Below are 22,495 nucleotides of genomic sequence, written 5' to 3'. Positions count from 1 at the left end.
AAGATTGAATGCGTATCACTGATCTGCGCTGTGTCGTTTACCAAGGCGAATGCGATCACGACGGGCCTTATTACGGCGATCGCCAAGTCCGGCCGACCGATATCTACGAAAGTTTCCGCATCAAGGAATGGGGCCGGGAGGATAATCTTCCGCATGAGATCGAGACGGGTAAACTGCGCATTGCCGGACGTTTTCTCTACGTGGATACCGATGAGGGCGTTTCCGGCCTGTTTGGCCCGATAGGGCTTGCGCCTGCAATTCTTGCCTTGCAGATGAAAAGCCTCATCGTTGGCCTCGACCCGCTCGCCACCAACATGATCTGGGATGTGCTCTACCGGGCGGCGATCCACGGCCGCAAGGGTACGCCGATGCTGGCAATCTCTGCGATCGACTGCGCGCTCTGGGATCTTAAAGGCAAGGTGATGGGCCAGCCACTCTACCGCCTGCTGGGAGGCCCGACGCGGACCCATATCCCGGCCTATGTCTCTGCTCTCGCCTATCCCGTTCAGCCGGAATTCGTCGAACAGCAATCTCGCCGCTTTGCCGAACAGGGCTACTTCGGACAGAAATGGTTCTTCCGCCACGGTCCCGGCGATGGCCGGGTAGGTCTCAAGAAAAACCTTGCAATGCTGGAGGCTGCACGGTCTGGAGCCGGCGAGGAATGCAACATCATGCTTGATGCATGGAACAGCTGGTCCGTGCCCTATACGCTGGAATTTACTGCGGAAGCCAAACGCTTCAACCCCTATTGGATCGAAGAGCCGGTCCTTCCCGATATGCTCGACCAGATGGCGGAGCTGACACGGCGTTCGCCGGTTCGCATTGCAGGCGGTGAGCACGAATATACGCGCTGGGGCTTTCTCGACATTTTCCAGAGACAGGCACTCGATATCGTCCAGGCTGATCCGATGTGGTGCGGCGGCATCACCGAGATGATCTCGATTTGCGCACTTGCCTCCGCCTACGGGAAGACGGTGATCCCGCATGGCGAAAGCATAGCGGTCTGTGCCCATGTTGTGGCGTCACAGCCGCCGGATCTGTGCCCACTAGTCGAGAACCTCGAGAAGTTCAATGTCGGATGGCAGCATTTCCTTGTCGATCCTGTCAGGCCGATTGGTGGAAGGATCACACTTGATGAACGGCCAGGACTTGGGTTGGTGATCGACGAAAACAAGGTGAAGAGCAAGAGCAGCCTCGGCTGAAACCGCTGGGTCAAATGTATCGGCTACGAGGCATCCGGCGTTGTTGGTACCGGCATACGGAGAGTTATATTTTCTCTCTACATTAGCCAATTACACCGACACGACAGGGCCCGCGTCAATGATACGCGGTCCCCCCAAATTTGCTGCTGCGCAACGTAATTGGCTCCCCAACGCCCGGTAGGCCGCCTTCGGCGGTCGTTGACCCGAAGCTTGCTGAAGAGGATGCTTCTTTCTAAGCGCTGATCAGCGACGCGCCGCCCCATTAGGACGGCATCTCACTCATAGCCTCATCTTGCCAGCGCGACTGGCAGCTCCTTTATATTGGTTGTGTATCGCGGCGATCGGCGGTCAAACTTCGCTTGCCAGTGACGCTTGATGCCGGTCGAGGCCGGGACAAGCGAACCACGCCCAAATTTCCCATTAACCGCATCCAGCGCCGTCATCAGCCGTTCCGACTGGTCACGGTCCCGCGCGTCGAACAGGGGCCGCGGCTGTGACGCCGCCCGCACCAGATCATTCATGATGATGCCGGCCTTTGAGTAGCGGTAGCCGTCCCTGAAGATCTTGCGCGCTCCGCTCTGAGCTGCCCGGATCAGGTCAAAAGTGTCGTTCGAAGCCTCGGGAAAATGGACTGTCGTTTGTGCCGAGTGAGGTTTGTCCTTCTGATTGAAGCGCGACGTATGCATGAAGACCGCCATATATGTTGCCTCGAGACCATGCCGGCGCAGCTTCTCTCCTGCCCTCATCGCATAGGCCGCGACCGCCTCGAGCATTCCGGCCAGATCCGTAACCGGCGTTCCAAAGGATCGGGTTACGGCGCAGCCCTTCCGTTGTGGCGGCACGTCTTCAAGCGGCAGGCATGAAATGCCCTGCAGCTCCAGAACCGTCCTCTCGCCCACCACGCTCAGGAGATTGCGGGCAAGCCGCGCATCAACGCGAGCCAGGTCGCCGGCTGTTTCGATACCCAGGCCGAATAGCTTTCGCTCTGATGCCGATCCAACGCCCCAAACCTCCCCCACCGCGGCGCGATCGAGCCAGCTTTGCCGAACGGCTGCATCTGTCAGATCGCAGACTGCGCCAAGCTCCGGGTTCTTCTTTGCAACGTGGTTTGCGAACTTCGCCAGTGTCTTGCTCGGGCCAATGGCGACACATGTCGGGATCCCGGTCCATCGCTGAACCGTGGACCGAAGATCGCGTCCGAAAGTAACGCGATCGGCGGGCCTGATGTCGGTCATATCCAGAAAGCTCTCATCGATCGAATAGACCTCAACATCCGGAGACCATTGCCGATAGATCGCATTCAGCCTGGCGCTCATGTCGCCATAAAGGGTGTAATTGCTGGAGTAGACCGCCACGCCGTTATCGCGACAGAGATCACGGATCTTGAAGTATGGTTCGCCCATCCCGATCCCGAGGGCTTTGGCTTCCGCCGTTCTGGCAACGGCGCATCCGTCGTTGTTGGACAGAACAATCACCGGCCGCTTTGCGATGGCAGGGTCAAAGACGCGCTCGCAGGAGCAATAGAATGAGTTGCCGTCGATCAGTGCGAACGAAGTCATCCCTGCTTCCTCGCTCGCAGCCAATGAACGTTGCACAGGGCGACACCCCAGATCTCGACTTCCGCGACCTCCGGAAGGTCGAACAGCGGCATATCCGAATTCTCGAACATCAGCCGCGGACGGCCGCCCGTCATGCGCAGCCGCTTCAACGACAACGATGTCTCCGTCAACGGGTCGCACGCTGCGATCGACCACGATCAAATCCCCATGGAAGATCCCAGCATCCCGCATCGAATTGCCGTCGACCTTCCACAGAAACGTCGCTGGCGGATTGCGGATCAGAAGCCGTGTGAGGTCGATTGATTCCTCAATGTAGTCATCAGCGGGAGATGGAAAGCCGGCGCATAATCCGTGGAGCATGAGAGGCACATAGACTTCTGCCTCGATTTTCAGGCCGGCGAGCATTCAATTCGATCCTTTCACGACTGGTAGCGAAAGGAACAAAAAGGGAACACATGGGGCGTCAAAAATCAAGATAGAAGATTACGCGATCCTAATCTGCAGCTAACGCGAGTGCCGGCAAGGTGGTAGCTTTTCGGGGCGCTGTCACAGTGGAGAGGACGAGGATCACCATGACTGACGAAGTGGAGCACCTTTCAAATACCCTGAGGTGGACCGTCGGCATGATTACCCAAGCCGGGCCGGACGATCTCAAGCGTGTGGCAAGGGCCTATCGAGAAGCGGAGGACCTGGTCTCAAAGATTCCGAAGACTGAGGAAGGCGCGCGTCCTCGCATCATCGCTTGCTTCCATTGATCGGACGAGTATCGCGCTGCAGACGATATCGCCTGTGTCGGATGGATCCTAACCGCAGTCCAGGAGCGCGTGAATGAAGGCGATCTACGCGACTGGAGGAAGCTGCGAACGGTTATAAGGCAGATGGTGAAGCTGCTGCAGGAGCCAGCGCCTTCGCTTCACTGAATCCGGTCGCTGCCTTTCCTGACGACAGGATCGTTGAAGCCAATCACCTCCGGCGCGTTCGGAGCGTCCAAAAGATGCTCAAACCCTTCCCACGTCGCCTTGTCCTCTACCCAATAGCGTTGGATCTGTCTCCATTTACGGTCAGCGAGAACCTGCATTTTTGCGATCAGCTCTAAGAGCAGGCGCGAGAATAGCAGCTCGTCCTGTTGAGCGGTTTTGAATATGATACCGCCCTCTGGGTCATAGGAAACGTGAAGCAGCTGATTGTCCGCATCGAGGACGAACATGGACACTTCGGGTTCGCCATCCTCGCTTTTGGTTACGATCAGCGTATCGACTGGGTAGCCGCCGGTTGCTTTTTGCAGTGCCTGGTCAAAAGCATTGGTCATGGGATCACCTTTCCTATCACTGTCGAATCTAACTGAACGGTTTTGGCGGGGGAAGTCGGTCCCGGCTTCCGCTTCGCGGCGCTATGCTAAGCCTCCTGCGGCTTCCCTTCTTCCGTCAAAACCGTGTCGAGAATTCCCGCTTTCCCGCCCCTGAAGGAGGAGCGGCGCTAGGCTGAAAGCTCCGATGTTCTTCATTGTCCTTCTCGGATCTCGGACTGGCGCCGATCGATCCGAGCGGTGCCTTCGCCAGAAGGGGGGAAGGACGCCGCATGAGCGCCGGCTATTCGCCAATGGCGGCCGGCGCGCGGTGGAAACCAGAGCCAACCCATTGAGTGCAAGTTATGGCGCGGCTTTCGCCGCGCCATTCCCTTTCTGCTTATCGATCGTCCGGGGCTCCATGGCAAGCACAAGATCATGCACCATCTTCAAGGTCGTATCGTCGAGCTTTTTCAGGTGGTCGCCCGTTTCCTCCATCAGCTGGTCTCTCAGGGCTTCGCGTGAGTCGGCTTTGGAGTGAGAGGGCTGTTCGTTGACGAGAGGATCGAAGAACTCTTCCGGGGTGATATTCAGGACTTCGAAAACGTGGAGCAGGCGTCCGACGGTCATCAAGGATGAGGCGTTTTCGTAGCGGGCGTAGGTTGCCTCCTTCACCCCTAGCAGCATGGCCACTTTGGCTTGCGCAAGTTGTCTGTCGGTTCGCAGGTCACGCAGCCTTTGCGCGACAAGCAGATCCAGTTGCCTGAGATCGATGATCTTTCCGTCGAGCGGCTTGCGATAAACCGGATGATCTTTGTCTGGGTCTACAACGCGTTCAAGTCCGAGATAGCTTACCCACTGCTCGAGTCCGAAACCTGCCATTGCCACCAACCACACTGGAATTTCATCGTTGTTCCTCCTGGACAATTAAAGATGGTGCCTCGAAAGTCTACCCTGGATAGCTGCTTTGGCGCATCGCTTTGCGACCCCGCTCTATGCCTTCGGCACGGAGCCAGCAGACACTGTCTCCGCCCATTCGGGTGACGATCGGTTGCGCTGCGGCTTCGCCTCAAATCAGTTTCATCGCAGGCAAAATCCGTTCGGAACATTTACAGCCTCGCCCGATCGACCCATATTGGCTGTTGATCAAGTCAGGTCGTGGCAAGTCTCTAGCCCTTTCTTGTCGCGTGCCTACGGAGGCCGCCCTGCCTCGTATCGGGGCGGCCTTTCCCCTCCCCTACTGCTCTTCACAGTAATCAGCATCAGCGGTTTGCCGGCCTAGGCCAGGATAAAGCAGTGCCGCCGGAGGCGTCCTGTCTGTTTCTTTGATGAGGGAAAGAGGAGCGCTGCCCCCTCTCCCTCACAAGGGGAAAAAACGGTCTCCCCGTCCTTCCTTCGCGCAGCCTTGGGGCAGCGCTTTGTGCAGGAGCGCCGCTGACACGACGCCCTTTCGGCTTTGCCTCGGGCGGGCGAACCCCCTCCGTTTTTATCCCCTTGCCACCCTCTCCCCCGCTGCTCCGCGCGAACTCGGGAACAGGAGCGGGGCTCCCGCCCTCGAGGGGCACGAGAAGACCGCTTCGCGGCATTGGAGAAAGGGTGAGAACTATGACCACAACCGCAACCGTTTACCTGCTGGACCCGGAAGCTGGGACCATTCAAGCCGCAGAGGTCGCAGCATCTAGCGCATTCTCTCAGACCTACGGGCTGATTGGATGCCAGCTTGTCGAGGTGGTGCCATTCGACACGAACCACGTTCTTATTGTCGATGAGGAGGGTTTGCGGGACCGCTTGACCGCCTTCACCGTCTTTGACGGCTACCCGCAGCCATTGGCTGGAAAGATCGTTCTTGCCAGCCTGGACGGCGCGCATGTCCTACCGCCGCAGATCAGCATTGAGGAAGCAGCGGCCCGCCTGAACTTCTGCAAGCCGGTTCTTGATCCGGTCTTTGCCAAGGCAGACGAGCATTCCCCCAATGGGGTCATTCTGGGCGGCGCCTTGATCGGGTTCCAGACCCGTATCACCCGCACTCACCCAACCGTCATGGCGGGGGTAGTCCGATGATCATCGCTGTTGTCGAGGACCGCACCCTGTCCATTCTCGCCGGAACCTTTGCCGCGACCATCACGGCGAAGGACATCGAACATAGCTTCCATGCCCTTACTCATTTTCCGGAGCGGCGCACCCTTTCCGAACTGGAAGGGCTGGCAGAGCGCCTGAACGGCTTTGCCGCTTACATGGTGGAGCTGTGGGAGCAAGCAAAACTGCCCCTGCCGGACGCTGAATTAGAGGCCTTTGCCCGCCGTCATGTCGAGATCACCCGCAAGTATTGGGCAGCGGAAGGCCGTTGCATGAACTGGTTTATCACCGAACCTGCCCGCTTTCCCATCGCCCGCAATGAAAAGCGGATGCGAGTATCAGACGCCCGCCGTGCTGACGTCTCGGCCCATATCGCGACTGTGAAAAAGGCAGTGAAGCGCAAGGCGTTTCCGCACGGGACCGATGACGAGCCGATCCGCTCCGGCGATCCGGCCGCCATGCAGCGCATCGCCTCGCAGATCGAAGACCTAGCGCTGTCCATCGACCGGATGAAACGAGCGAATGTCATCATTCGTCGGATGGAGAAGGATCAGGCGAGCGAAGCCGACATTCTGGCCCGTGTGGTGGCAGAAACCGGCATGGACGAGGAGAGGGCATCGCGTGGCGTTACCCTTGCCCCGTGGCAGAACCGACGCGGCTTTTCCACCACCAACACCCGCGCCGAACTGCGCCGCATGCAAACCCGCCTCGCTTCGCTTGCTGCGATGAAGAAGCGCGGCGACCGCGCCGAGGACGTCGAGACGGAGGCAGGAGCCGTCACGGTCAAGGAAAATGCCGACATGGCCCGCATTCAGTTGCTGTTTCCCGGCAAGCCGGACGAACAGACGCGGCGCACCCTGAAATCTCACGGGTTCCGCTGGTCCCCATCGCAAGGAGCGTGGCAGCGCAACTTGAACGAGGCCGGACGCTATGCGGCCAAGTGCGTCTTGAAATCGATCAGCGGCGACAGCGCCGCTTGATCAGCCCCGGAAAACAGAGGATCCCCACATGAATGAGCAAATTTTTACAGTCATGGAGTTTTCCGGCCGAGGAGACGCCATGTTCGGCGGCAGTGCCGCCGACTGGAGCCTATACACCCAAGAAGACGGCTCGAACGCTTTCATGAGCGCCGCCGACGCGCAGCGCCGGCAACTGGTGAAAGCCTATTTCCCGACCAAGAAGGAGGCAAGTGAGGCCGGAGAGGCAGCCAGTCAGCGCAAGGGCCTGATTTCGGCCCTACCTGTTCGGCGCGTTGACGAGATCCCCTATGCGCAATTGCGCTGGATTGTCGGAAACATGCACGTTGGGACCAGCGATGACGACTTAAAAGCCGATATCAAGGGACGCGCGAAGTCGGGCATGACAGCGAATCCCGACCTTCTGGCGCAGGCGTGCGCCTATGCACTGGCAAGCCACCGAGCCAATCAGGGCTTGGTTGCCCATTTCCGGCTGTAGGAGGCGAAGCATGAAAAGCAACGGCCAGCGCCGAAGCGTTGAGGTCTTCGACACGCCCTCCGGTTTAGGAGGGAGCCACACGGTTGAGGTTGTCGAGGACTTGGGAAACAGTAAGGTCAGCGTGCGCGTCTGGTATGGACGCGCCACTGCGACAGGTTGGGAAGCGTGGAAGGATTGGGACGGCTACCGCTTTGAGACCGACCGCGCCAGCCTGACCAACAAGCGGTCAATGCCGCTGTTCAAATAGGACCTGGGCCGCATCTCGGTGCGGCCCGACATCAGGAGGGACACCATTGAGCCGCTACACCGTGACCGTGAAAACCGACGAAGAGACCGACGAGAACGCCGTAATCGGCTATGACCCGCCGTTGCGCACCTTCTTTCTGCAGGCGTTTCCCGATGAGGAAACCGACGAATGTGCCCTATGGTTCGGGACGCATCTTGAGCAGCACCCAAGCCTAGAATCGATCATCGAGAGCGCGCGCCGTTTTGGCTATGAGATCGAAGGGCTGTCACAGAAGGCCATCGTCGCCATGACAAAGGAAGCGGGAACGCCGACGCCGCCAAGCCTTGGCGAGCGGCTAGGATTGGTACGCTGACAATTGTTGGATGCTTTGTTGCGGGGCTGGTTCGGAAGAACTGGCCCCGTAGCCATTTTGGCAGTTGCGAACCTGGCCGCATCGAGCGGGCTGCGGTCCGCCCGAAGGGAGCCCATGCCCCTCCCCTCGGCTCCCCTCCCGCCCGATTGCTGCCGCTGAAGCGAGGCCGGGATCGGAACGTCAGGGGCGTCCACGAGCGCCAGAGTTCTCAGAAATCGACTTCAGCTCTTGGATCGATAATGAGCTTCTGGTCGCGATCAGATAACCGGCCAGATAGGTCAGCTTCAGATATGCTTCACCGTCGCCTTTTGGCTCATAATTGATGATTGCCTGGCGGCTCGCCTTCGCCTTTTTTCCCCCTTGAACAGCCGCTGAATGCTGATCGATCAGCTCATGAAGCGAGGGTTTTTCTCCTGTCGCACCAGCTGCGATCTCCGTTACCACTCTCCTGGACGTGGACAATGCCGGAGCCGTTTTGGTGCATCGAGCGGCAATTACTTCACGGGACGAACGCGAACTGGATGACGACAGTAGCATGGCGGATGCCTCACCGATCTAGTTGCATTGGGGATCGTCTCAGACCATCAAATCGTCCACAACGCACGATAGGATACGAAACAAGACGAAATCTTGGGCTGTAAGTCATTGGAAAAAAACGGTAAGATTTTTGTTCCACCGCCGGCGGATGGAAGCGATTTCAAGGAACTGTTCAAGAAAATGGCTGCTGCGGGTGCCGGACGCCCCTTGGGTGAAGACGGTTTTCCCCAAGGCCCGTGGACGCCGGAGCTACTGGCGGATGCCATCTCAAAGATCGACGCCAACCGTGTCGGAGTGGATCTTCGCACCGTCCAGCTCTGGTTTCAGGAGAATGACAAAGGCATCAGCCCGGCCAACATTCGCTGGCTGGCACGCATCTTCGGTTGCGACGATCGCGAGGCGACGAATGATTGGCTGAATGAGCTCAGCTCGGCCCAAGCGCGCCTGACCGCCAGGCGGCGAGATCAAAAGAAGACCGGTGGCTCGACTGCGACTGCCCTGCGTGTGCCTGACACGTCAGCGCCAGAAAAAAACCAGGTTCCTCTAACGCCCGTCGTCTCGGTGGACCTTCAAACCATGCCAGCGGAGCGGCCAAGGGGTTTGGCAGTCAAGACCGAGGCGATTTTCTCGCATGGATCACATCTGAACTTGCCGGCCTGGATCTTCGCCGGTTCGTCCGCCCTCGGATTCCTCTCTTACATTTTGGGGATCCACAGCATCACCTATGTGCGCTCGGATGGTATCGAGAAGCAGGTTGGCTTCCTCTGGGCACCGAACTGGACCTTCCTGTTCATGGTGCTGTTTCCACTGTTTTTCGCCGTCGTCATCGAGCTTCTGGGTTTCTGGAAGCATGATGGCCGCCTCAGGCTGCTGGCGGAGGCTGATCGTGTAAGAAGCAGCGACGCCTGGACGATACATTTGCAGGCCAACTCACAGACCTATTGGGCAGTTTTCCTGATCTGCATATTATTCGCGGGCGTGGTGCAATGGATCGGCGTGCAGCTTATCCCTCTGCTTGAGCAAGCGCAGGATTTTGCCCCAAGCTGGGGGACGATCGGTATCATCAGGCCGGATATCCTATCGACGCCGGCGGCAATCGTATTTACCGCCCTTGCCTATCTCTACATGTCCACAAGCTTCTACCTGCTGTTCGCTGGCCTGATCGTGCTGCATACGATCATCCATGATCTATGGAAGCTTAAACGCGTAGCTGAACTCCTTGGCGAGCAGAGAGCCTGGCCGGACACCAGTGAAATCGGTCTGCGGATCATGCGCGGGGTCTTCAGATGTTCCGCGCTCGTCGTCCTTGCTGCCATCTGCATGAAGGCACAAAGTGCCTATCTTGCATCGCAGGGCCCGGATTTCGTGACATGGCTGGTCCGCGATGTCTGGGCTGCGCTGGCAGATTACGACGATGGAGATAGGACCTTCGATTACATCATGCCCACACACTACAGCAGCTTGCTCGTCGTGCTTTCGACCTGCAGCGTCTTTGTGTATGGAGCAATCCGCTTGGGGGATGATCGGCGGCTCCGTTCTCCCCTGTGGAAGATGTCTGCGGTGATCGGTTTGCTTTTCGTCTCATACATGTTGATCGACGCGTTCGATGGTTTCTCTGTTTTGCTGATCGTTACCGCGCTCATTGCGACCTATGGTCTATTCGATCCGGCATTTGAGTCAGCTTGGCGTGCCCGTGAGATAAGAGGCGACAGCCATGTTTCATAATTGGCTGGATCGTTGGGACGAGGGTCGCGCACAGCGCGGCGAAGAGGCCAAGAAGATCACGGACTTCATTCTGGACGCCGATCGTGCATTTCCCGGCATGGGGGCGGCTGAAACGCTAGAGGGGTTTTGCGTTCTCGCGGAAAAGTCCGCCGTTGATCCGGGCTTTTTTGAGCTGCCTGATGCGAGCGATCATAGCTTTGAGCTGCGGGATGGCTGGCTGACGTTCCCTTCGGACGTTTCAACCGATGTTGCTGAAAACAACATCGTGTGGGCCAGGATCACGGAGAGCGGAAAACGCGATCAGGCGGTGGTGATCTTCCATCACTGGAACGCCGAAAGTCGGAACCGGCAGATTGCCGGGTTCCTCTCCTGGCAAGGGGTCACAGTCATCGAGATCGCCATGCCTTACCACTTGGAGCGCAAGCGCCCGGGCTCGCTCTATGCCGATTACATGCTCAGCGCCAATCTCGGCCGAACGGTGCAGGCCGTCAGACAGGCTGTATGGGACGGGCGCAAGCTTATCCGCTGGCTGAAGCGCGAGGGGTATCGGGATGTTTCCGTCCTCGGGATGAGTCTTGGTTCCTGGATAGCCGGACTGGTCGCGGCGCATGAAACCGCCGTTTCTCGGGCGTCGCTCTTCCTCACGGCAGGAAGCCTCGCCGAAATGGTTTGGACTGGGCGCGCAACCCGATCGATCCGGAAGAGCCTCGAGCCGCATCTTACGCTTGCTCAGCTGCAACGAGCGTGGGCATCACTCAATCTTGAAAACCATGCAGACAGGCTGGCGCGGCCAGGCCTCGAACTTCATGTCGTCCTAGCATCGAGGGACACGGTTGTTTTGCCGGACCTGTCAGAACGCCTGCTAGGGCGGCTGCAGAATGCCGGAGCCAGAGTGGGCGTGCTGCGGCTGAATTGCGGGCACTACTCTCTTGGACGGCCACCCTACATCTTGGGAGCCGGATGGAGCCTGAAGCGGTTTTTGTTGCGTAAGCGCGAGGCCGCCTAGGCTTAGGAGCGCTTGAGCGCCGCGTCGAGCGGCACCCAACCGCAATGAGGGGAGCCCCCTTCGGCCCCTCCCCTCAAACTCCCCTTCCCCCTCACGACGGACGCGCCCCGCAAGCGGGACGGCTCACTGAGGCTTGTTGTCGTTTCCGGCTAGGAGCATCGACGCGAGCTCAACCACCGCTACAGCATCACAGCGATGGAGATCCGACCTGGCGGCCGGATCACGATTTGCCGGTCGAAGGCAAAGACGACGGCCGGGGCTACGAAGGCCGCGTTTTCAGGCCGCTCCTTAGTGTCCGTACGTAATCTAATGCTGCGCACGATACGTCAGGCCCCGCCTTGGCGTGCAACCCTAAAGGGTTCTCCTCTCCGCTTCGCTCCATTGCGATCGCTACGCGATGCACTCGGCGGTTCCAGCCGTATTCGAGCTTCGCGATTACGCACAACCACTAAGGAGGAACCTCTAATGAAAACGCTCGTAACCTTCTGCCAGAAAACCGGCCGTCGCCTTCGCCAGTTCATCAACCGGCAAATCGCGAAGTTGTCCCATAAGGGCCAACTTCGGTTCTCTATCGCCGTGATGCTTCCGCTCATCGCCAAGGTCGAGTTCAGCTATCAAGTCGAGCTCAACAGTAAGGCCGGAAACGACAACAAGCCTCAGTGAGTTACAGCCGCACCCTGCCCTGCAGGGTGCGGCCTATCCGTCGTGATCCCGAACCCGCGGCCTTGCAAGCGCCAGCAGGAAGCATATTTGCTGGAAGATGACAGACTTTCCAAAAGCGCCACCCGAAAAGGACGAAAGCCGCTACATCGCGTGTCAGATGGCGGTGGAGACTGTTTTGCAGGACCTGGTAGAGGATGCCATGTGCCGAGGTTGGGAGGAGACGGAAGTCCTCTCCGCCATTACAGAGGTTGCGGACAACCTCATGCTGGCGGCGGCTGCCAATCGGGATCTAGACCTGCTTCTCGGTGCTCTGCGAAGAAACATGCCCCCGCCCAATCTTGCCGGTTAGGCAGGGATCGAACAGGTGGCGCGGCTGTTCTGGGTCGCGGGGTCTCAGTCGTCCTCTTCGCAGCGGCGCCTTATCTTACGTCAGAAGAGGTTGGGGTAGGTTCAGGCTGAGGGTGAAATGACACTCTAACGTGCGAAGTCAGCCTTTGGCCCGAAGCGGTCATTCCAGAACCGAGCTACACATGTCTGAGATGGGGTGGCTTGCTGCCGGCCCGGTTCCGGTTGCGGGGCTGAGTAAGTAGCCGATCTAGTCGAGAGCTGCCTGCACGGGTTCCAGCTGGAAGGTACCCGGTTTTTGCACCATACGCTTCAGGGTAACTGAGCGCTCCTTGCACAATTGGCGCATCGTCTCTTCATCGGAGGGCGATACTTGCGAGCCCAAGATGACTGCAGTCGGCTTCGGCATGCGCATTTCAAAGTTTGCGTGTTCCGGGCCGATGGCCTGAACAATCCGCCATTCCTTCTCATAGGCCCAGTCGTCCTGCTTCACGAGGCACATGTACTGGCCAAATAGGTTGTTGAATGGTTTGCCGGGCTTGGCGAGGTACCTCGTCGCGTCCCTCAGCTTCTTGGTGTAGAATACGGGAAAACAAAGCCTGCTTCGCAGGTCACCGTACGGTAGAGAAGCAAAATCGTACTCGATGGCAAAGCCCTTGTGCGAATTCGAGTAATGAGCCCAAAGTAATTTATTGTTCGCCGTAGCCGAGAGCGACAAGACGCTGAAGCCCTTCCGAAACTGTTGGCTCATGGACCGGACGTGAGCTTGTGCTTGCTCCTTGCTCCATTCTTCCACGATCGACGCAAATGCCTCCTTCTCTGGGAGGTCGGACGACTGGAGGATGGTGGAAACCGTCTGGCGGCGCCAATCACCAGCGTTGATAGGTCGTGAAGGCTCAGTTGGGCGCCAATCCTCACCTGCTTCGATCGCATGTCGAGCTCTCCTGGCTTCTGTCAAGAAATGGTCGACGGACTGATCCTCCACTTTGAAGCGGTCCACGTCAAACGAGACTTGGGCCTCATAGGGATCGTTCAACCTATCCGGTGAGGACAGCCACAGGACGTCCTTTTTCAATGCGTCCAAGTGGTACTCGGTGAACTGGCGGTACTTGTACAGACGAGCGGGAACGTGGGAATGTTTGACTAAGAATGCCCGCTCGATGTCCATGTGTTCCGGCGAATAGTGAAACAACGCGCGTATGAGCTGTTTTTGCCAGAGTTCCACGCTTGCCCCCAATAGCATAGCAACGCCAAAGCGACGATACTATGGGAACGTGCTGTCTCAGTCCATCGGACAAAGGGGCAAAGCTCTCTGGGTTCCCGCTCCTAGCTGCATGTCGCGAGGCCATCGTCCGGTTACGGGCCTTGCAGGACTTAACTCTATGCCCGCTTTGGGGTCGATACAAGTCCTTCATCAACGCGTGCGCCTACGTCCGCAGTTGGCGCGAAACGGCCAGATGTGAGCTGTCCCAGATGAACTGAAGCCTGGCTGCGACTGTTGAGCGGCTGTTTCAGATCGCCCACTACACCATGAACGCAACGCTCAGGCTGTAGAAGCACGGAACGGTTTTGCCGGGGGAAGTCGGTCCCGGCTTCCGCTTCGCGGCGCTATGCTAAGCCTCCTGCGGCTTCCCTTTATCCGTCAAAACCGTGTCGAGAATTCCCGCTTTCCCGCCCCTGAAGGAGGGGCGGCGCTATGCTGAAAGCTCCGATGTTCTTCAATATCTTCCTCGGATCTCGGACTGGCGCCGATCGATCCGAGCGGACGGCGGCTGCCGCTATCGAAAGGTTGAATCAAGTTGAAATGGAGAGCTGCCCGAGGAGCGGAGCGCTCATCACTCGGAGCGTAGCGGGCAGATCCATCTTGTTATAACCTGGATCAGAAGACGGAGAACCGGCGTCGCCGGTTCGCATACGAAAGGAGCGGCCAGGATCGGCCGCCCTTCTACCCTGCCCTATACCGCTCTTACGATAGGTCGCCGATCGCGCCAATGGGCAAGCGCGCAAGCGCTGTCGCTCGCCAGGAAAAACGGCTTTCGCCGTCAGGCCGGCAAACCTTCCGTTTTTCCTTTCTCCCGCCCCATGACCCGATCGGCGTCCTAACGGGAGCGGGCTGAAGCCCTCCCCCTTCGTTCCGCCGGATGTGGGGGCACATCCTTCGAGAACGAAGGCAGAGGCTTCGCCCACTAGCGGGGCTTGCTCCCAAGGGAAACGGGAAAATTGGAGCAACAGATCATGAGCGACATCATCGCGGTAGCACTGAACAAGCTGGACGCAGACCCGAAGAACGTCCGCAAGACCTACACCAAGGAGAGCATCGAGAGCCTGTCGGCGTCCATTCTCGCAAATGGCGTCATTCAAAACCTTGTGGTGCGCAAGACATCCAAGGGGAGATACCTCGTAACCGCTGGCGGTCGCCGCCTTGCAGCCCTCAATCTTCTGGCCGAACGGGGCGAGATCACGGCTGACTACGCTGTGAATGTCATCGTCCGGGAGGCGGGTGACGCCACGGAATTAAGCCTGACCGAGAACGTGATGCGGGAGTCGATGCACCCCGCCGACCAGTTCGAGGCATTCAGAACGTTGTTCGATGAGGGCAAGTCCATCAAGGACATCGCCGCCCGGTTCGGGACAACCGAAATCATCGTCAATCGCCGTCTTGCGCTGGCGAAAGTTTCCCCTGTCCCGTTCGGGGCGTTCCGCGCCGAGGATATGACCTTTGAGCAGCTTGCCGCCTTCACCATCACCGACGATCACGCTCGACAGGAAGAGGTTTGGAATGCCCTCCCCTCATGGGATCGCAGCGCCAACACAATCAAGCGCCGTCTCGCCGTGGATGAAGTCCCTGCAAGCGACAAGCGGCTCGCGCTGATCGGCGGTTTAGAGGTTTATGAGGCGGCTGGCGGTCCAGTGCGCCGCGACCTGTTTGCCGAGCAGGGAGGAGGCTTTGCATGCGATAGCGGCTTGCTTGAAAAGCTGGTTGCCGAGAAGTTGGAGGTCGAGGCGGAAGCCGTGAAGGCCGAAGGCTGGAAATGGGTCGAGTGGTGCGCTCAGCAGCCGGATAACATCTATCAGATGGCCCGGGTTTACCCGCAGCGCTTGGACCTAAGCGACGAGGATCAAGCCAAGCTTGACGCACTGACTGAGCGTTATGACGAACTGGCGGCGCAGATCGATGCGGATCAGGAGGATGAAGGTGCAGAGGCCGCCTTGTCCGCCGTCGAGCAGGAAATTGCCGTCCTGCAGAAACGCGAAGAAGCCTATCGCAGCGAAGACCTCGCAATGGCAGGGGCAATCGTCACAATCGACCATTGGGGCAAGTTGTCGGTGCTGAGAGGCTTTGTCCGCCACGAGGACAAGAAGAAGGCCGATGCCACGGAAGGGAAGCAAGGCGGGGCGACCGAGGAGGCTGATGGCGCTTCGAAATCTAAGGGGCTGACCCATTCAGCCGCATTGATTGAAGACCTGACCGCTCAGAAGACCGCGGCACTTCGCGTCGAACTGGCGAACAATCCCGACATCGCGCTTGTGGCGGTCGTCCACGCGTTGTTGCTCAAGGTGCAGTATCGCACGGCATGGGGCATTCCCGGCCACCAGAGCGCGCTTGAAATCTCTGTCACTCATGAAGTGCTGGACGGTTCGATGAAGCGTCCAGCCGAGAACAAGGCCCTCGAGGCGTGGGGAAGCCTTGAGGAAAACTATGGGCACCGGCTCCCCGGCGATCCTGCTGACCTTTGGGAATGGCTGATGGATCAATCGCAAAGCGAGTTGTTGCAGCTTCTAGCCTATGCCGCCGCCCATTCCGTCAATGCGGTCGAGAAGAAGTTCAGCAGTCGCAGCCAAGCGCTGGCACATGCCGACCAGATGGGCCGCGCATTGAACGTGGACATGCGTGACTGGCTTGAGAGTACGGCGGAAAGCTATTTCAGCCACGTCAACAGGCCGACCATTCAAGCCGTTGTTGCCGAGGTGCGCGGCGAGGATTTCGCCGCTGGTGTCGGCAACATGAAGAAGGGCGAGGCTGCGGAGTATGCCGCCAAGTCCATCAAGGACAGCGGTTGGCTTCCGCCTCACCTTCGGATCTCGTCAGACCCCAATGCAGAGGGTGAGACTGAAACCTCAGAGGAAAAGAACGAACACTCGTGCCCGATGGCAGCGGAATAATCCCGCTGCTACTAGTCCCCGGTCACGTCCTCCAGCGTGACCGGCTCCCCTATTCTAGAGGATAAGCCATGCTTGGTTCAGAACCTGATCCGACCCTTGCCGCCGAAAGCTGCTGTCAGCTGATTAACGCCTACCTGAGCGACCCGGAGCATGTTGATTGGGATGATGTGCAGAAAGCACTCGATACAGCGCTGAAAGCGTTCGATCTACCGCCGACCTTCCTTGAGGATGCTTTTCAGCGCGGCTGAGCTTGCTTCAAGATCGCACCTTAGCGCTCGCCTTGGCATCGAGCCAACGCGGGCGCTTTCGCAGGTGCCTGGGAGGCAGAAAGGTATCGGGGGACGGCAGATCAGGCCGCTTGTTGAGAGGAGGCCCTCGCCCCCTCCTCTCAAACTCTCCTCCCCGCCCGCTTAGGTTTCCCCAACAATAACGGGGGTGAATCCTAGTCTGGAAACGTTGTAATTTTAGGGGCGAAGAGGTGAAAGACGAAGAAAATCACGTTAAAAATTTGATATTTAGGCGATATTCGCTGAACTGGCGCAGCAGCGCGGAAATGTGACAACTTGCATCAATTCGGTATCTCAGGTTACTAATCGCAATCGGGCGGAACCTAAACCGATTCCGACTCGCGCATTTTAACAGTTTTTTGGAGATCGCACCCGGCCCAGAAAAGAAAAACCGCTCCCGAAAGATCCGGAAGCGGTCTGCAGTTCGAAGATATAAGCAAGATCGTTCTCGCAGACCTCCCCTCCGATGTCAATAATCAAAACACCTTTTCGGTGAACGGCGGAGCTTTGTCTGGCCTCTGACAGGAGACGGACGATGGGGGAACCCACACAACACAAGCGGCCGGCAGGTCGCAGAATGACGAAGGAGCGAGCCGAATTCCGGCGACTGGCGCAGTCAACGGAAATCGGAACGGTGACGCGCGGGCAGCTTGCGGTACTTGCAAAAAACCTGATGACAATCGGGATGATTACGACCGCAGAATATGCGTTGCTGGAAGCAATCATCACGACCGTCAAGGCAGACGCCTTCGACAAAGGAGGCCGGCCGATCGTCTACAAGTCGAACCGACAGCTCGGCTATGACATCAACAAGTCGCCAGGGCGCGTAAGCCGGATTCTCTCCCGATTGTACGACCTCGGCCTTGTCACCATGCAGGACAGTGCGAATTTCAAGCGTTACCCGATCCGTGATGGCGAAGGAGATATTGCCGACGCCTGCGGCATTGATCTGCGTGTCCTGATCGCTCGGCACCCTGAACTTGATCAGCTGGTGCGCCAGAAGCGGGAAGAGATTCGAGTTCGCGACAGCGCGGCGCGTCGCTTCCGGGACGCTCTGCGTGCCGCGAGATATGCTCTGGCGTCCTCCACCGATCGAGGGGAAGTCATTCTCGGGCGGATCGGGTCCCGTGTTGAGAAGGTCGCTGCCTTCATCGGATCAGCCAGGTACGCACCGGCCCAAGTCCTCCGGAAGGCAACAATGCTTTTGGAGTGGCTTGCCGACCGATTGCGCAACGTGAATCGGATCCCGCAAGCTTCTGACATAGATGCAAATATGACATGCACGAATGTCGAAAACGACATGCACATACAGATTACAACCCCCAATCCTTTTGAACCTCGTAATAATGAACGGCGTTCGGCTAACGCCGAACAAGTCAGTTCGCTAAAGGCTGGCTCCGCCAGCAAAGGGGCTTTTGAAGAAAGCCTGGGGAGCGGTTCGCGCCAAAGCAATAGGCAACTGCAAGTGCGGCCTTCACTTGTGGCGCTGGAAGATGTGTGGCGGGCTACGCCAAGCCTTTCCGAGTATGGCTACCAGCCCCCGCGTAGTTGGGCGGACCTGGACCGGATCGCTCCCAAACTTTGCCGCATCGCCGGTGTGTCTGAGGACGCGCGCCAGCGGGCCGTGGAGCGAATGGGGCAGCAGGCGGCCGCTGTTGCTATCGCTCTGACGTTTGAGAAATACACGCGGGCCGAGATCGGTTCGCCGGGCGGGTATTTGCGGGCCATGACCGACCGCGCCGCGAGCGGAGACCTTCATCTGAACCGCTCCGTATTTGGGCTGGCAGCCCGCAACTCGATGGAGGCACACTCGTGATAGGAAATCGCTTGGTTGGAGCCGCGCTGGCCGCGCTTTTGTTCACCGCGTCTTCTGCGGCGGCCGACTATTCAGGCCGGGCGCGAGTGATCGACGGTGACACCTTCAGCATTCGCCAACAGAGGATCCGTATCGCGGCCATAGACGCCTGTGAGCGGGATCAGACCGGCTCCAAAAACTGTGTGATATGGAATTGCGGGATTGAGGCACGTCGCTTCCTCGCCCGCATGATCGATGGCAAGCATGTCCGCTGCGTTGAAGTCGATCGAGACCAGTACAAGCGCCTTGTCGGCCAGTGCTTCATCGACAACTCGGATATTGGCCTTGAAATGGTGAAGGCGGGCCAAGCCAGCCTCCTGTTGCGTTATCTGCCAAGATCTCACCCGATCGATCTGGACCAGTATCGCCGCGCCGAGGCAAGAGCCCGACAGCGAGGCCAAGGCTTGTGGGGCGCTCAGGTTGAATCACCCTCCTCCTATCGCCGCAGCCATTCCGGCAACTGAACGACTGGCGGCGCTGATATGGGCAACAGATGGCGAGATCTCATGTTTTGGAGGAACTCTTGGTTACCCCAGCCTCTTGTTTCAGGCTGCTGGTTCGGCTGCAGTCAGCACAATCCCGCCCTTGACCTGTGCCGATGTCCCATTTGTCGAGGTGACGTATTGCTGCAAGCGCTCAGGCCCCACACCTCCAAAGTGGTTGCTCTTGATGCCCGTTCGCACGGCGACGCGGTTGGCGCAAAGCCGTTCGTCTCCAAATTTTCCCCGCCTTCGGCTTCCTCGCGAAACAAAATTTGTCCCCGTCCAGCCTCCTTCGCTGCGCTCCGGCCTACGGTGCGCACCGCTTTTCGCCGTGCCTTATGAACGATCATCGCAACCACCATAGAGGAGTGATTAACATGAGCATGACCAACTTCATCCAGTTCGACAAAGACGACATCGACAACGCCAAAGGAACCGGCCTCATCTCCACAATCGACCGGGACCTGGACATCAAGGTTACACCGTTCGACTCCACCAACGATAAGGCTCCAACGCATCGCGTCTATGCCAAGTCACCTCGCGGCCACGACATCGAAGTTGGCGGCATCTGGAAGAAGACCAACGGAGAAGGGAAGCCGTACTACACCCTCTCCATCAAGCGCCTCGGTTTCAACGCCAACTTGGGCCGCTACCCCGGCCAAGATGATCTGGCACTGCAGGCCATCATCGAATGGGAACCCCGCGATTGATCGCTCTGGGAGGCCCGATCTCTGATCGGGCTCCCACCATAAAGAGCCGCTTACCCCGCATTCGCTGGATATTCGGCTCTTTTTGTGCTAAGTTGAATAGTAACTGGAGGCTCTGCCAATGAACGTTCATGCCCCTCGCCCCGATCGCTCTCCGGAAGCTGTTGCAGCCCGACAGAAAGCCGTCGATCAGGCTCGTGCTGCCAATATGCGGCAGGGTTACACTGGCGATCCGGTTTTGGAAGAAGCAAACGGCCGTTACGTTGCGGGAGATATCACTTCCGAGGAAATGCGCCAAGAGTTGTTGGCCCGCTTCAAGCGGGCTTAATCATCACTTAGATGTTTCTCGCGGCCGCCTGTGGTCTCATGCGGCTTTTTTGCATGAGGTTTCGCTTGGCCCGCGATGATGAAGCCAAAGGCTCCTACACCTATCCAAACACTTCAGAGGATAAGGATTTCAGGGATGTTCTGAAGAACAAGCTGGATATCAGGAGCCATTCGGCGCTACGTGAGGCCGAATACGCTTTTACGGCTTTGAGGCAAACGGAGCTGGCTGAGGGAAAAGGCCCGACCGGGAATCACGATGCAGCGCATCTGAAGGCTTTGCACGGCTACATCTTTCAAGATATCTATGAATGGGCAGGACATACGCGCAATGAAAGTCCTGTCGTCGATGGGCATCGGGTAGAGCCGGTAGGCGGGCTTTCGAAGGGCGATACGACTTTCCTCCCCGGCTCGCGCATCGAAATGGGCCTCAACGAGGCGCTGAGGCCTGCTAGAGACGTTCAGGGCTTGCGAGCCGCTACACCTGAGCAGTTCGCCGAGAAGGCCGCTCACGTCCTATCTGAGTTGAACTATGTTCATGCCTTTCGCGAAGGCAATGGAAGGGCAAACGAAGCTCTGGTGGTCTCATTGGGCCGCACCTATGGGCATGACATCGATCTGAGTGTCATCACCAAGCCTCGCATGATCGAGGCATCCATTGAGACCACGAATGATCCGTCCAGTCCTGCTATGAAGCACCTCATCCAGGATGCAATGGATCCTAACCGCCGCGAGGCGATCCGCAGTGCCATGTCCGATCTTGAGCAGGCTGGCGAGAAACCGTTCGAGCATAATATCCGCACGGCCCGCCCGGGCGAAGTGATCGAAGGCCAGGTTCTCGGCCATGACAATCGCGTAGCGAGCCTCGTAACCGAAAAGGGGATTGTGGCCGTAGACCGTGCTGATCTCCCCGAGCGGATGCCTCCTGACGACGAGGAAGTTAAGTTCACCGCTCGATCTGATTTCAAGACTCTGGGTCGGCCGGAACAGGTCCAAGATGCCCATTCGCAGCCAGGTCAGCAAAAGGCCCAAGAGCCTAAGTCGCAGCACATCAATGCCGAGCTTAAGGCTATCGAAGCGCAGCAGCTTGCCGATCGCCAGCGAAACCGCGACCAAGACGACCGAGAGCGCTGATCTGCGGCCCTGACGCTGCATTGAGGGCCGTGTCGTCGGTCGGGGTGCCTACGCTCAGCGCCCTCTCCTGTTCGTTGGATGGTTTGACGGACAAACTACGATAGCCCCTCACCCATTGAACCGCTTGCGCGGTCCTACACTCCGTTGCGGCCCTACGGGTGCATGGGCTCGTTTCGCTATCTTCGGATCTTTGCCGTCAACCAACGAACAGGAGACGGCAATGCAGAGCGTAAAGGACACCTACCAGCGGATCACCGACACCATCATCCAGCAGCTCGAGGCCGGCACCAAGCCTTGGATTCGGCCATGGCGCGGAAATGTTCGCAGGTCGGCTACGCCGCTGCGTGCCTCCGGCGAAGCCTATCGCGGCATCAACGTGGTCATGCTGTGGCTCTCCGGGCAACTCGCCGGCTACGACGAAAACACATGGATGACTTACCGGCAGGCTCAGGAGCTTGGCGCCCAGGTCCGCAAGGGCGAACAAGGAACCCTCGTCGTCAAGTACGGCACCTTCACGCCGAAGGATCAGGAGGCGGACGATCGCGCAGTCCCCTATCTCAAGGGCTACGCTGTCTTCAACGTCGAGCAGATCGATAACCTGCCTGACCGCTTCAAGAGCCCGGCCGATGATGTGCCAATGGATGCCGTTCCAGTTCTCGACAACGTCGAATCCTTCATAGATCGCACTGGCGCGAAGATCACCTACGGCGGCAAGCAGGCTTGTTATCGCCCTGGTCTCGATGACATTCTGATTCCGGATCGGGGGCGGTTCCTCAGCGAGGTTCACCTTTACAGCACTATTCTTCATGAAATTTCTCATTGGAGTGGTGCAAAGGCACGTTTGGGTCGTGATCTGAGTGGGCGGTTCGGCAGTGAGGCCTACGCCATGGAGGAGCTTGTTGCCGAGATCTCAGCCGCGTTCGTCTGCGCCGATCTTGGCATCGAGCATGATCCGCGAGATAACACCGCGACTTACGTTGAAAACTGGCTCAAGGTGCTCAAGCAGGATTCACGTGCAGTCATCACTGCCGCCGCAAAGGCTCAGGCAGTCGCTGACTATCTGCGACAGTTCAGCTCTTCTAAAGGGTAG

Annotated in this window: 24 protein-coding genes and 1 pseudogene; 19 read left to right on the top strand and 6 right to left on the bottom strand. The window is 58.3% G+C overall.

What is annotated here, in order from left to right:
- Positions 1 to 8 precede the first annotated feature (8 nt).
- A complete protein-coding gene (locus tag G6N80_RS22990) occupies positions 9 to 1,202 on the top strand; it encodes an enolase C-terminal domain-like protein (protein ID WP_165137648.1) in 1,194 nt (397 codons plus the stop codon).
- 287 nt (positions 1,203 to 1,489) lie between these two features.
- Here G6N80_RS22990 and G6N80_RS22985 read toward each other — a convergent pair whose 3' ends face one another.
- The 3 genes and pseudogenes from G6N80_RS22985 to G6N80_RS23430 form a co-directional block, all read right to left on the bottom strand.
- Positions 1,490 to 2,761 (bottom strand): Y-family DNA polymerase, encoded by a 1,272-nt coding sequence (locus tag G6N80_RS22985; RefSeq protein ID WP_165137645.1) that lies wholly within the window; start codon positions 2,759 to 2,761, stop codon positions 1,490 to 1,492.
- Positions 2,758 to 2,916 (bottom strand): S24 family peptidase, encoded by a 159-nt coding sequence (locus G6N80_RS23435; RefSeq protein WP_246251545.1) that lies wholly within the window; start codon positions 2,914 to 2,916, stop codon positions 2,758 to 2,760. The genes G6N80_RS22985 and G6N80_RS23435 overlap by 4 nt, the downstream gene beginning before the upstream one ends.
- A gap of 49 nt (positions 2,917 to 2,965) precedes the next feature.
- A pseudogene (locus G6N80_RS23430) lies at positions 2,966 to 3,121 on the bottom strand (LexA family protein); the annotation flags it as partial.
- Between the two features lie 212 nt (positions 3,122 to 3,333).
- Here G6N80_RS23430 and G6N80_RS23425 point away from each other — a divergent pair.
- The gene (locus G6N80_RS23425) at positions 3,334 to 3,516 is read left to right on the top strand and encodes a hypothetical protein (RefSeq protein WP_246251538.1); all 183 of its coding nucleotides are present in this window, start codon (positions 3,334 to 3,336) and stop codon (positions 3,514 to 3,516) included.
- 158 nt (positions 3,517 to 3,674) lie between these two features.
- On the opposite strand, the gene G6N80_RS22970 is transcribed toward G6N80_RS23425, so the two are convergent.
- Both G6N80_RS22970 and G6N80_RS22965 read right to left on the bottom strand, forming a co-directional pair.
- On the bottom strand, positions 3,675 to 4,070 hold the full coding sequence (locus G6N80_RS22970) for a hypothetical protein (protein ID WP_165137642.1): 396 nt from the start codon (positions 4,068 to 4,070) through the stop codon (positions 3,675 to 3,677).
- 339 nt (positions 4,071 to 4,409) lie between these two features.
- Entirely contained in the window at positions 4,410 to 4,928 is a 519-nt protein-coding gene (locus G6N80_RS22965; RefSeq protein WP_165137639.1) for a helix-turn-helix domain-containing protein, read from the bottom strand.
- Positions 4,929 to 5,651: 723 nt separating this feature from the next.
- Here G6N80_RS22965 and G6N80_RS22960 point away from each other — a divergent pair.
- The 9 genes from G6N80_RS22960 to G6N80_RS22920 all read left to right on the top strand — a co-directional run bounded on the left by G6N80_RS22960 (position 5,652) and on the right by G6N80_RS22920 (position 12,456).
- Positions 5,652 to 6,107 (top strand): DUF3846 domain-containing protein, encoded by a 456-nt coding sequence (locus G6N80_RS22960; RefSeq protein ID WP_165137636.1) that lies wholly within the window; start codon positions 5,652 to 5,654, stop codon positions 6,105 to 6,107.
- On the top strand, positions 6,104 to 7,102 hold the full coding sequence (locus tag G6N80_RS22955) for a hypothetical protein (protein ID WP_246251537.1): 999 nt from the start codon (positions 6,104 to 6,106) through the stop codon (positions 7,100 to 7,102). The genes G6N80_RS22960 and G6N80_RS22955 overlap by 4 nt, the downstream gene beginning before the upstream one ends.
- Positions 7,103 to 7,130: 28 nt before the next feature.
- Positions 7,131 to 7,577, top strand: coding sequence for a hypothetical protein (locus tag G6N80_RS22950; RefSeq protein WP_165137633.1), 447 nt, complete (start codon positions 7,131 to 7,133; stop codon positions 7,575 to 7,577).
- Between the two features lie 10 nt (positions 7,578 to 7,587).
- Positions 7,588 to 7,824, top strand: a complete 237-nt coding sequence (locus G6N80_RS22945; protein WP_037094735.1) for a hypothetical protein — start codon at positions 7,588 to 7,590, stop codon at positions 7,822 to 7,824.
- A gap of 46 nt (positions 7,825 to 7,870) precedes the next feature.
- The gene (locus G6N80_RS22940) at positions 7,871 to 8,176 is read left to right on the top strand and encodes a hypothetical protein (protein WP_165137630.1); all 306 of its coding nucleotides are present in this window, start codon (positions 7,871 to 7,873) and stop codon (positions 8,174 to 8,176) included.
- 645 nt (positions 8,177 to 8,821) lie between these two features.
- Positions 8,822 to 10,438: an RcgA family putative transporter gene (locus G6N80_RS22935; protein ID WP_165137627.1), complete on the top strand. Its 1,617-nt coding sequence runs from the start codon at positions 8,822 to 8,824 to the stop codon at positions 10,436 to 10,438.
- Positions 10,428 to 11,444: an alpha/beta fold hydrolase gene (locus tag G6N80_RS22930; RefSeq protein WP_165137624.1), complete on the top strand. Its 1,017-nt coding sequence runs from the start codon at positions 10,428 to 10,430 to the stop codon at positions 11,442 to 11,444. The genes G6N80_RS22935 and G6N80_RS22930 overlap by 11 nt, the downstream gene beginning before the upstream one ends.
- Positions 11,445 to 11,909: 465 nt before the next feature.
- On the top strand, positions 11,910 to 12,107 hold the full coding sequence (locus G6N80_RS22925; protein WP_052642493.1) for a hypothetical protein: 198 nt from the start codon (positions 11,910 to 11,912) through the stop codon (positions 12,105 to 12,107).
- A 97-nt stretch (positions 12,108 to 12,204) separates the two neighbouring features.
- Positions 12,205 to 12,456 (top strand): hypothetical protein, encoded by a 252-nt coding sequence (locus G6N80_RS22920; protein ID WP_165137621.1) that lies wholly within the window; start codon positions 12,205 to 12,207, stop codon positions 12,454 to 12,456.
- 246 nt (positions 12,457 to 12,702) lie between these two features.
- Here the strand turns inward: G6N80_RS22920 and G6N80_RS22915 are convergent, their stop codons facing one another.
- The gene (locus tag G6N80_RS22915; RefSeq protein ID WP_165137618.1) at positions 12,703 to 13,677 is read right to left on the bottom strand and encodes a DUF2971 domain-containing protein; all 975 of its coding nucleotides are present in this window, start codon (positions 13,675 to 13,677) and stop codon (positions 12,703 to 12,705) included.
- A gap of 1,010 nt (positions 13,678 to 14,687) precedes the next feature.
- Between G6N80_RS22915 and G6N80_RS22910 the strand changes: the two genes are divergently transcribed.
- The 8 genes from G6N80_RS22910 (at position 14,688) to G6N80_RS22875 (ending at position 22,495) form a co-directional block, all read left to right on the top strand.
- Complete coding sequence (locus tag G6N80_RS22910; protein WP_165137616.1) at positions 14,688 to 16,616, top strand: ParB/RepB/Spo0J family partition protein; 1,929 nt, start codon at positions 14,688 to 14,690, stop codon at positions 16,614 to 16,616.
- A gap of 68 nt (positions 16,617 to 16,684) precedes the next feature.
- Complete coding sequence (locus tag G6N80_RS22905) at positions 16,685 to 16,864, top strand: hypothetical protein (protein WP_165137613.1); 180 nt, start codon at positions 16,685 to 16,687, stop codon at positions 16,862 to 16,864.
- Between the two features lie 616 nt (positions 16,865 to 17,480).
- Entirely contained in the window at positions 17,481 to 18,719 is a 1,239-nt protein-coding gene (repC, locus tag G6N80_RS22900; RefSeq protein ID WP_246251536.1) for a plasmid replication protein RepC, read from the top strand.
- Positions 18,719 to 19,222, top strand: a complete 504-nt coding sequence (locus G6N80_RS22895) for a thermonuclease family protein (protein WP_425503950.1) — start codon at positions 18,719 to 18,721, stop codon at positions 19,220 to 19,222. Before repC ends, G6N80_RS22895 begins: the two co-directional genes overlap by 1 nt.
- A gap of 395 nt (positions 19,223 to 19,617) precedes the next feature.
- Entirely contained in the window at positions 19,618 to 19,950 is a 333-nt protein-coding gene (locus tag G6N80_RS22890; RefSeq protein ID WP_165137607.1) for a DUF736 family protein, read from the top strand.
- Positions 19,951 to 20,068: 118 nt separating this feature from the next.
- Positions 20,069 to 20,275, top strand: coding sequence for an antitoxin VbhA family protein (locus tag G6N80_RS22885; RefSeq protein ID WP_037093580.1), 207 nt, complete (start codon positions 20,069 to 20,071; stop codon positions 20,273 to 20,275).
- A gap of 65 nt (positions 20,276 to 20,340) precedes the next feature.
- Positions 20,341 to 21,405 (top strand): Fic/DOC family protein, encoded by a 1,065-nt coding sequence (locus G6N80_RS22880; protein WP_246251535.1) that lies wholly within the window; start codon positions 20,341 to 20,343, stop codon positions 21,403 to 21,405.
- 220 nt (positions 21,406 to 21,625) lie between these two features.
- Complete coding sequence (locus G6N80_RS22875) at positions 21,626 to 22,495, top strand: ArdC family protein (RefSeq protein ID WP_165137601.1); 870 nt, start codon at positions 21,626 to 21,628, stop codon at positions 22,493 to 22,495.

Source organism: Rhizobium rhizoryzae, from assembly GCF_011046895.1.
Classification (GTDB): Bacteria; Pseudomonadota; Alphaproteobacteria; order Rhizobiales; family Rhizobiaceae; genus Neorhizobium; species Neorhizobium rhizoryzae.
The sequence above is the reverse complement of the archived record's forward strand: the minus strand, read 5'-3'. Positions and strand labels throughout refer to the sequence as shown.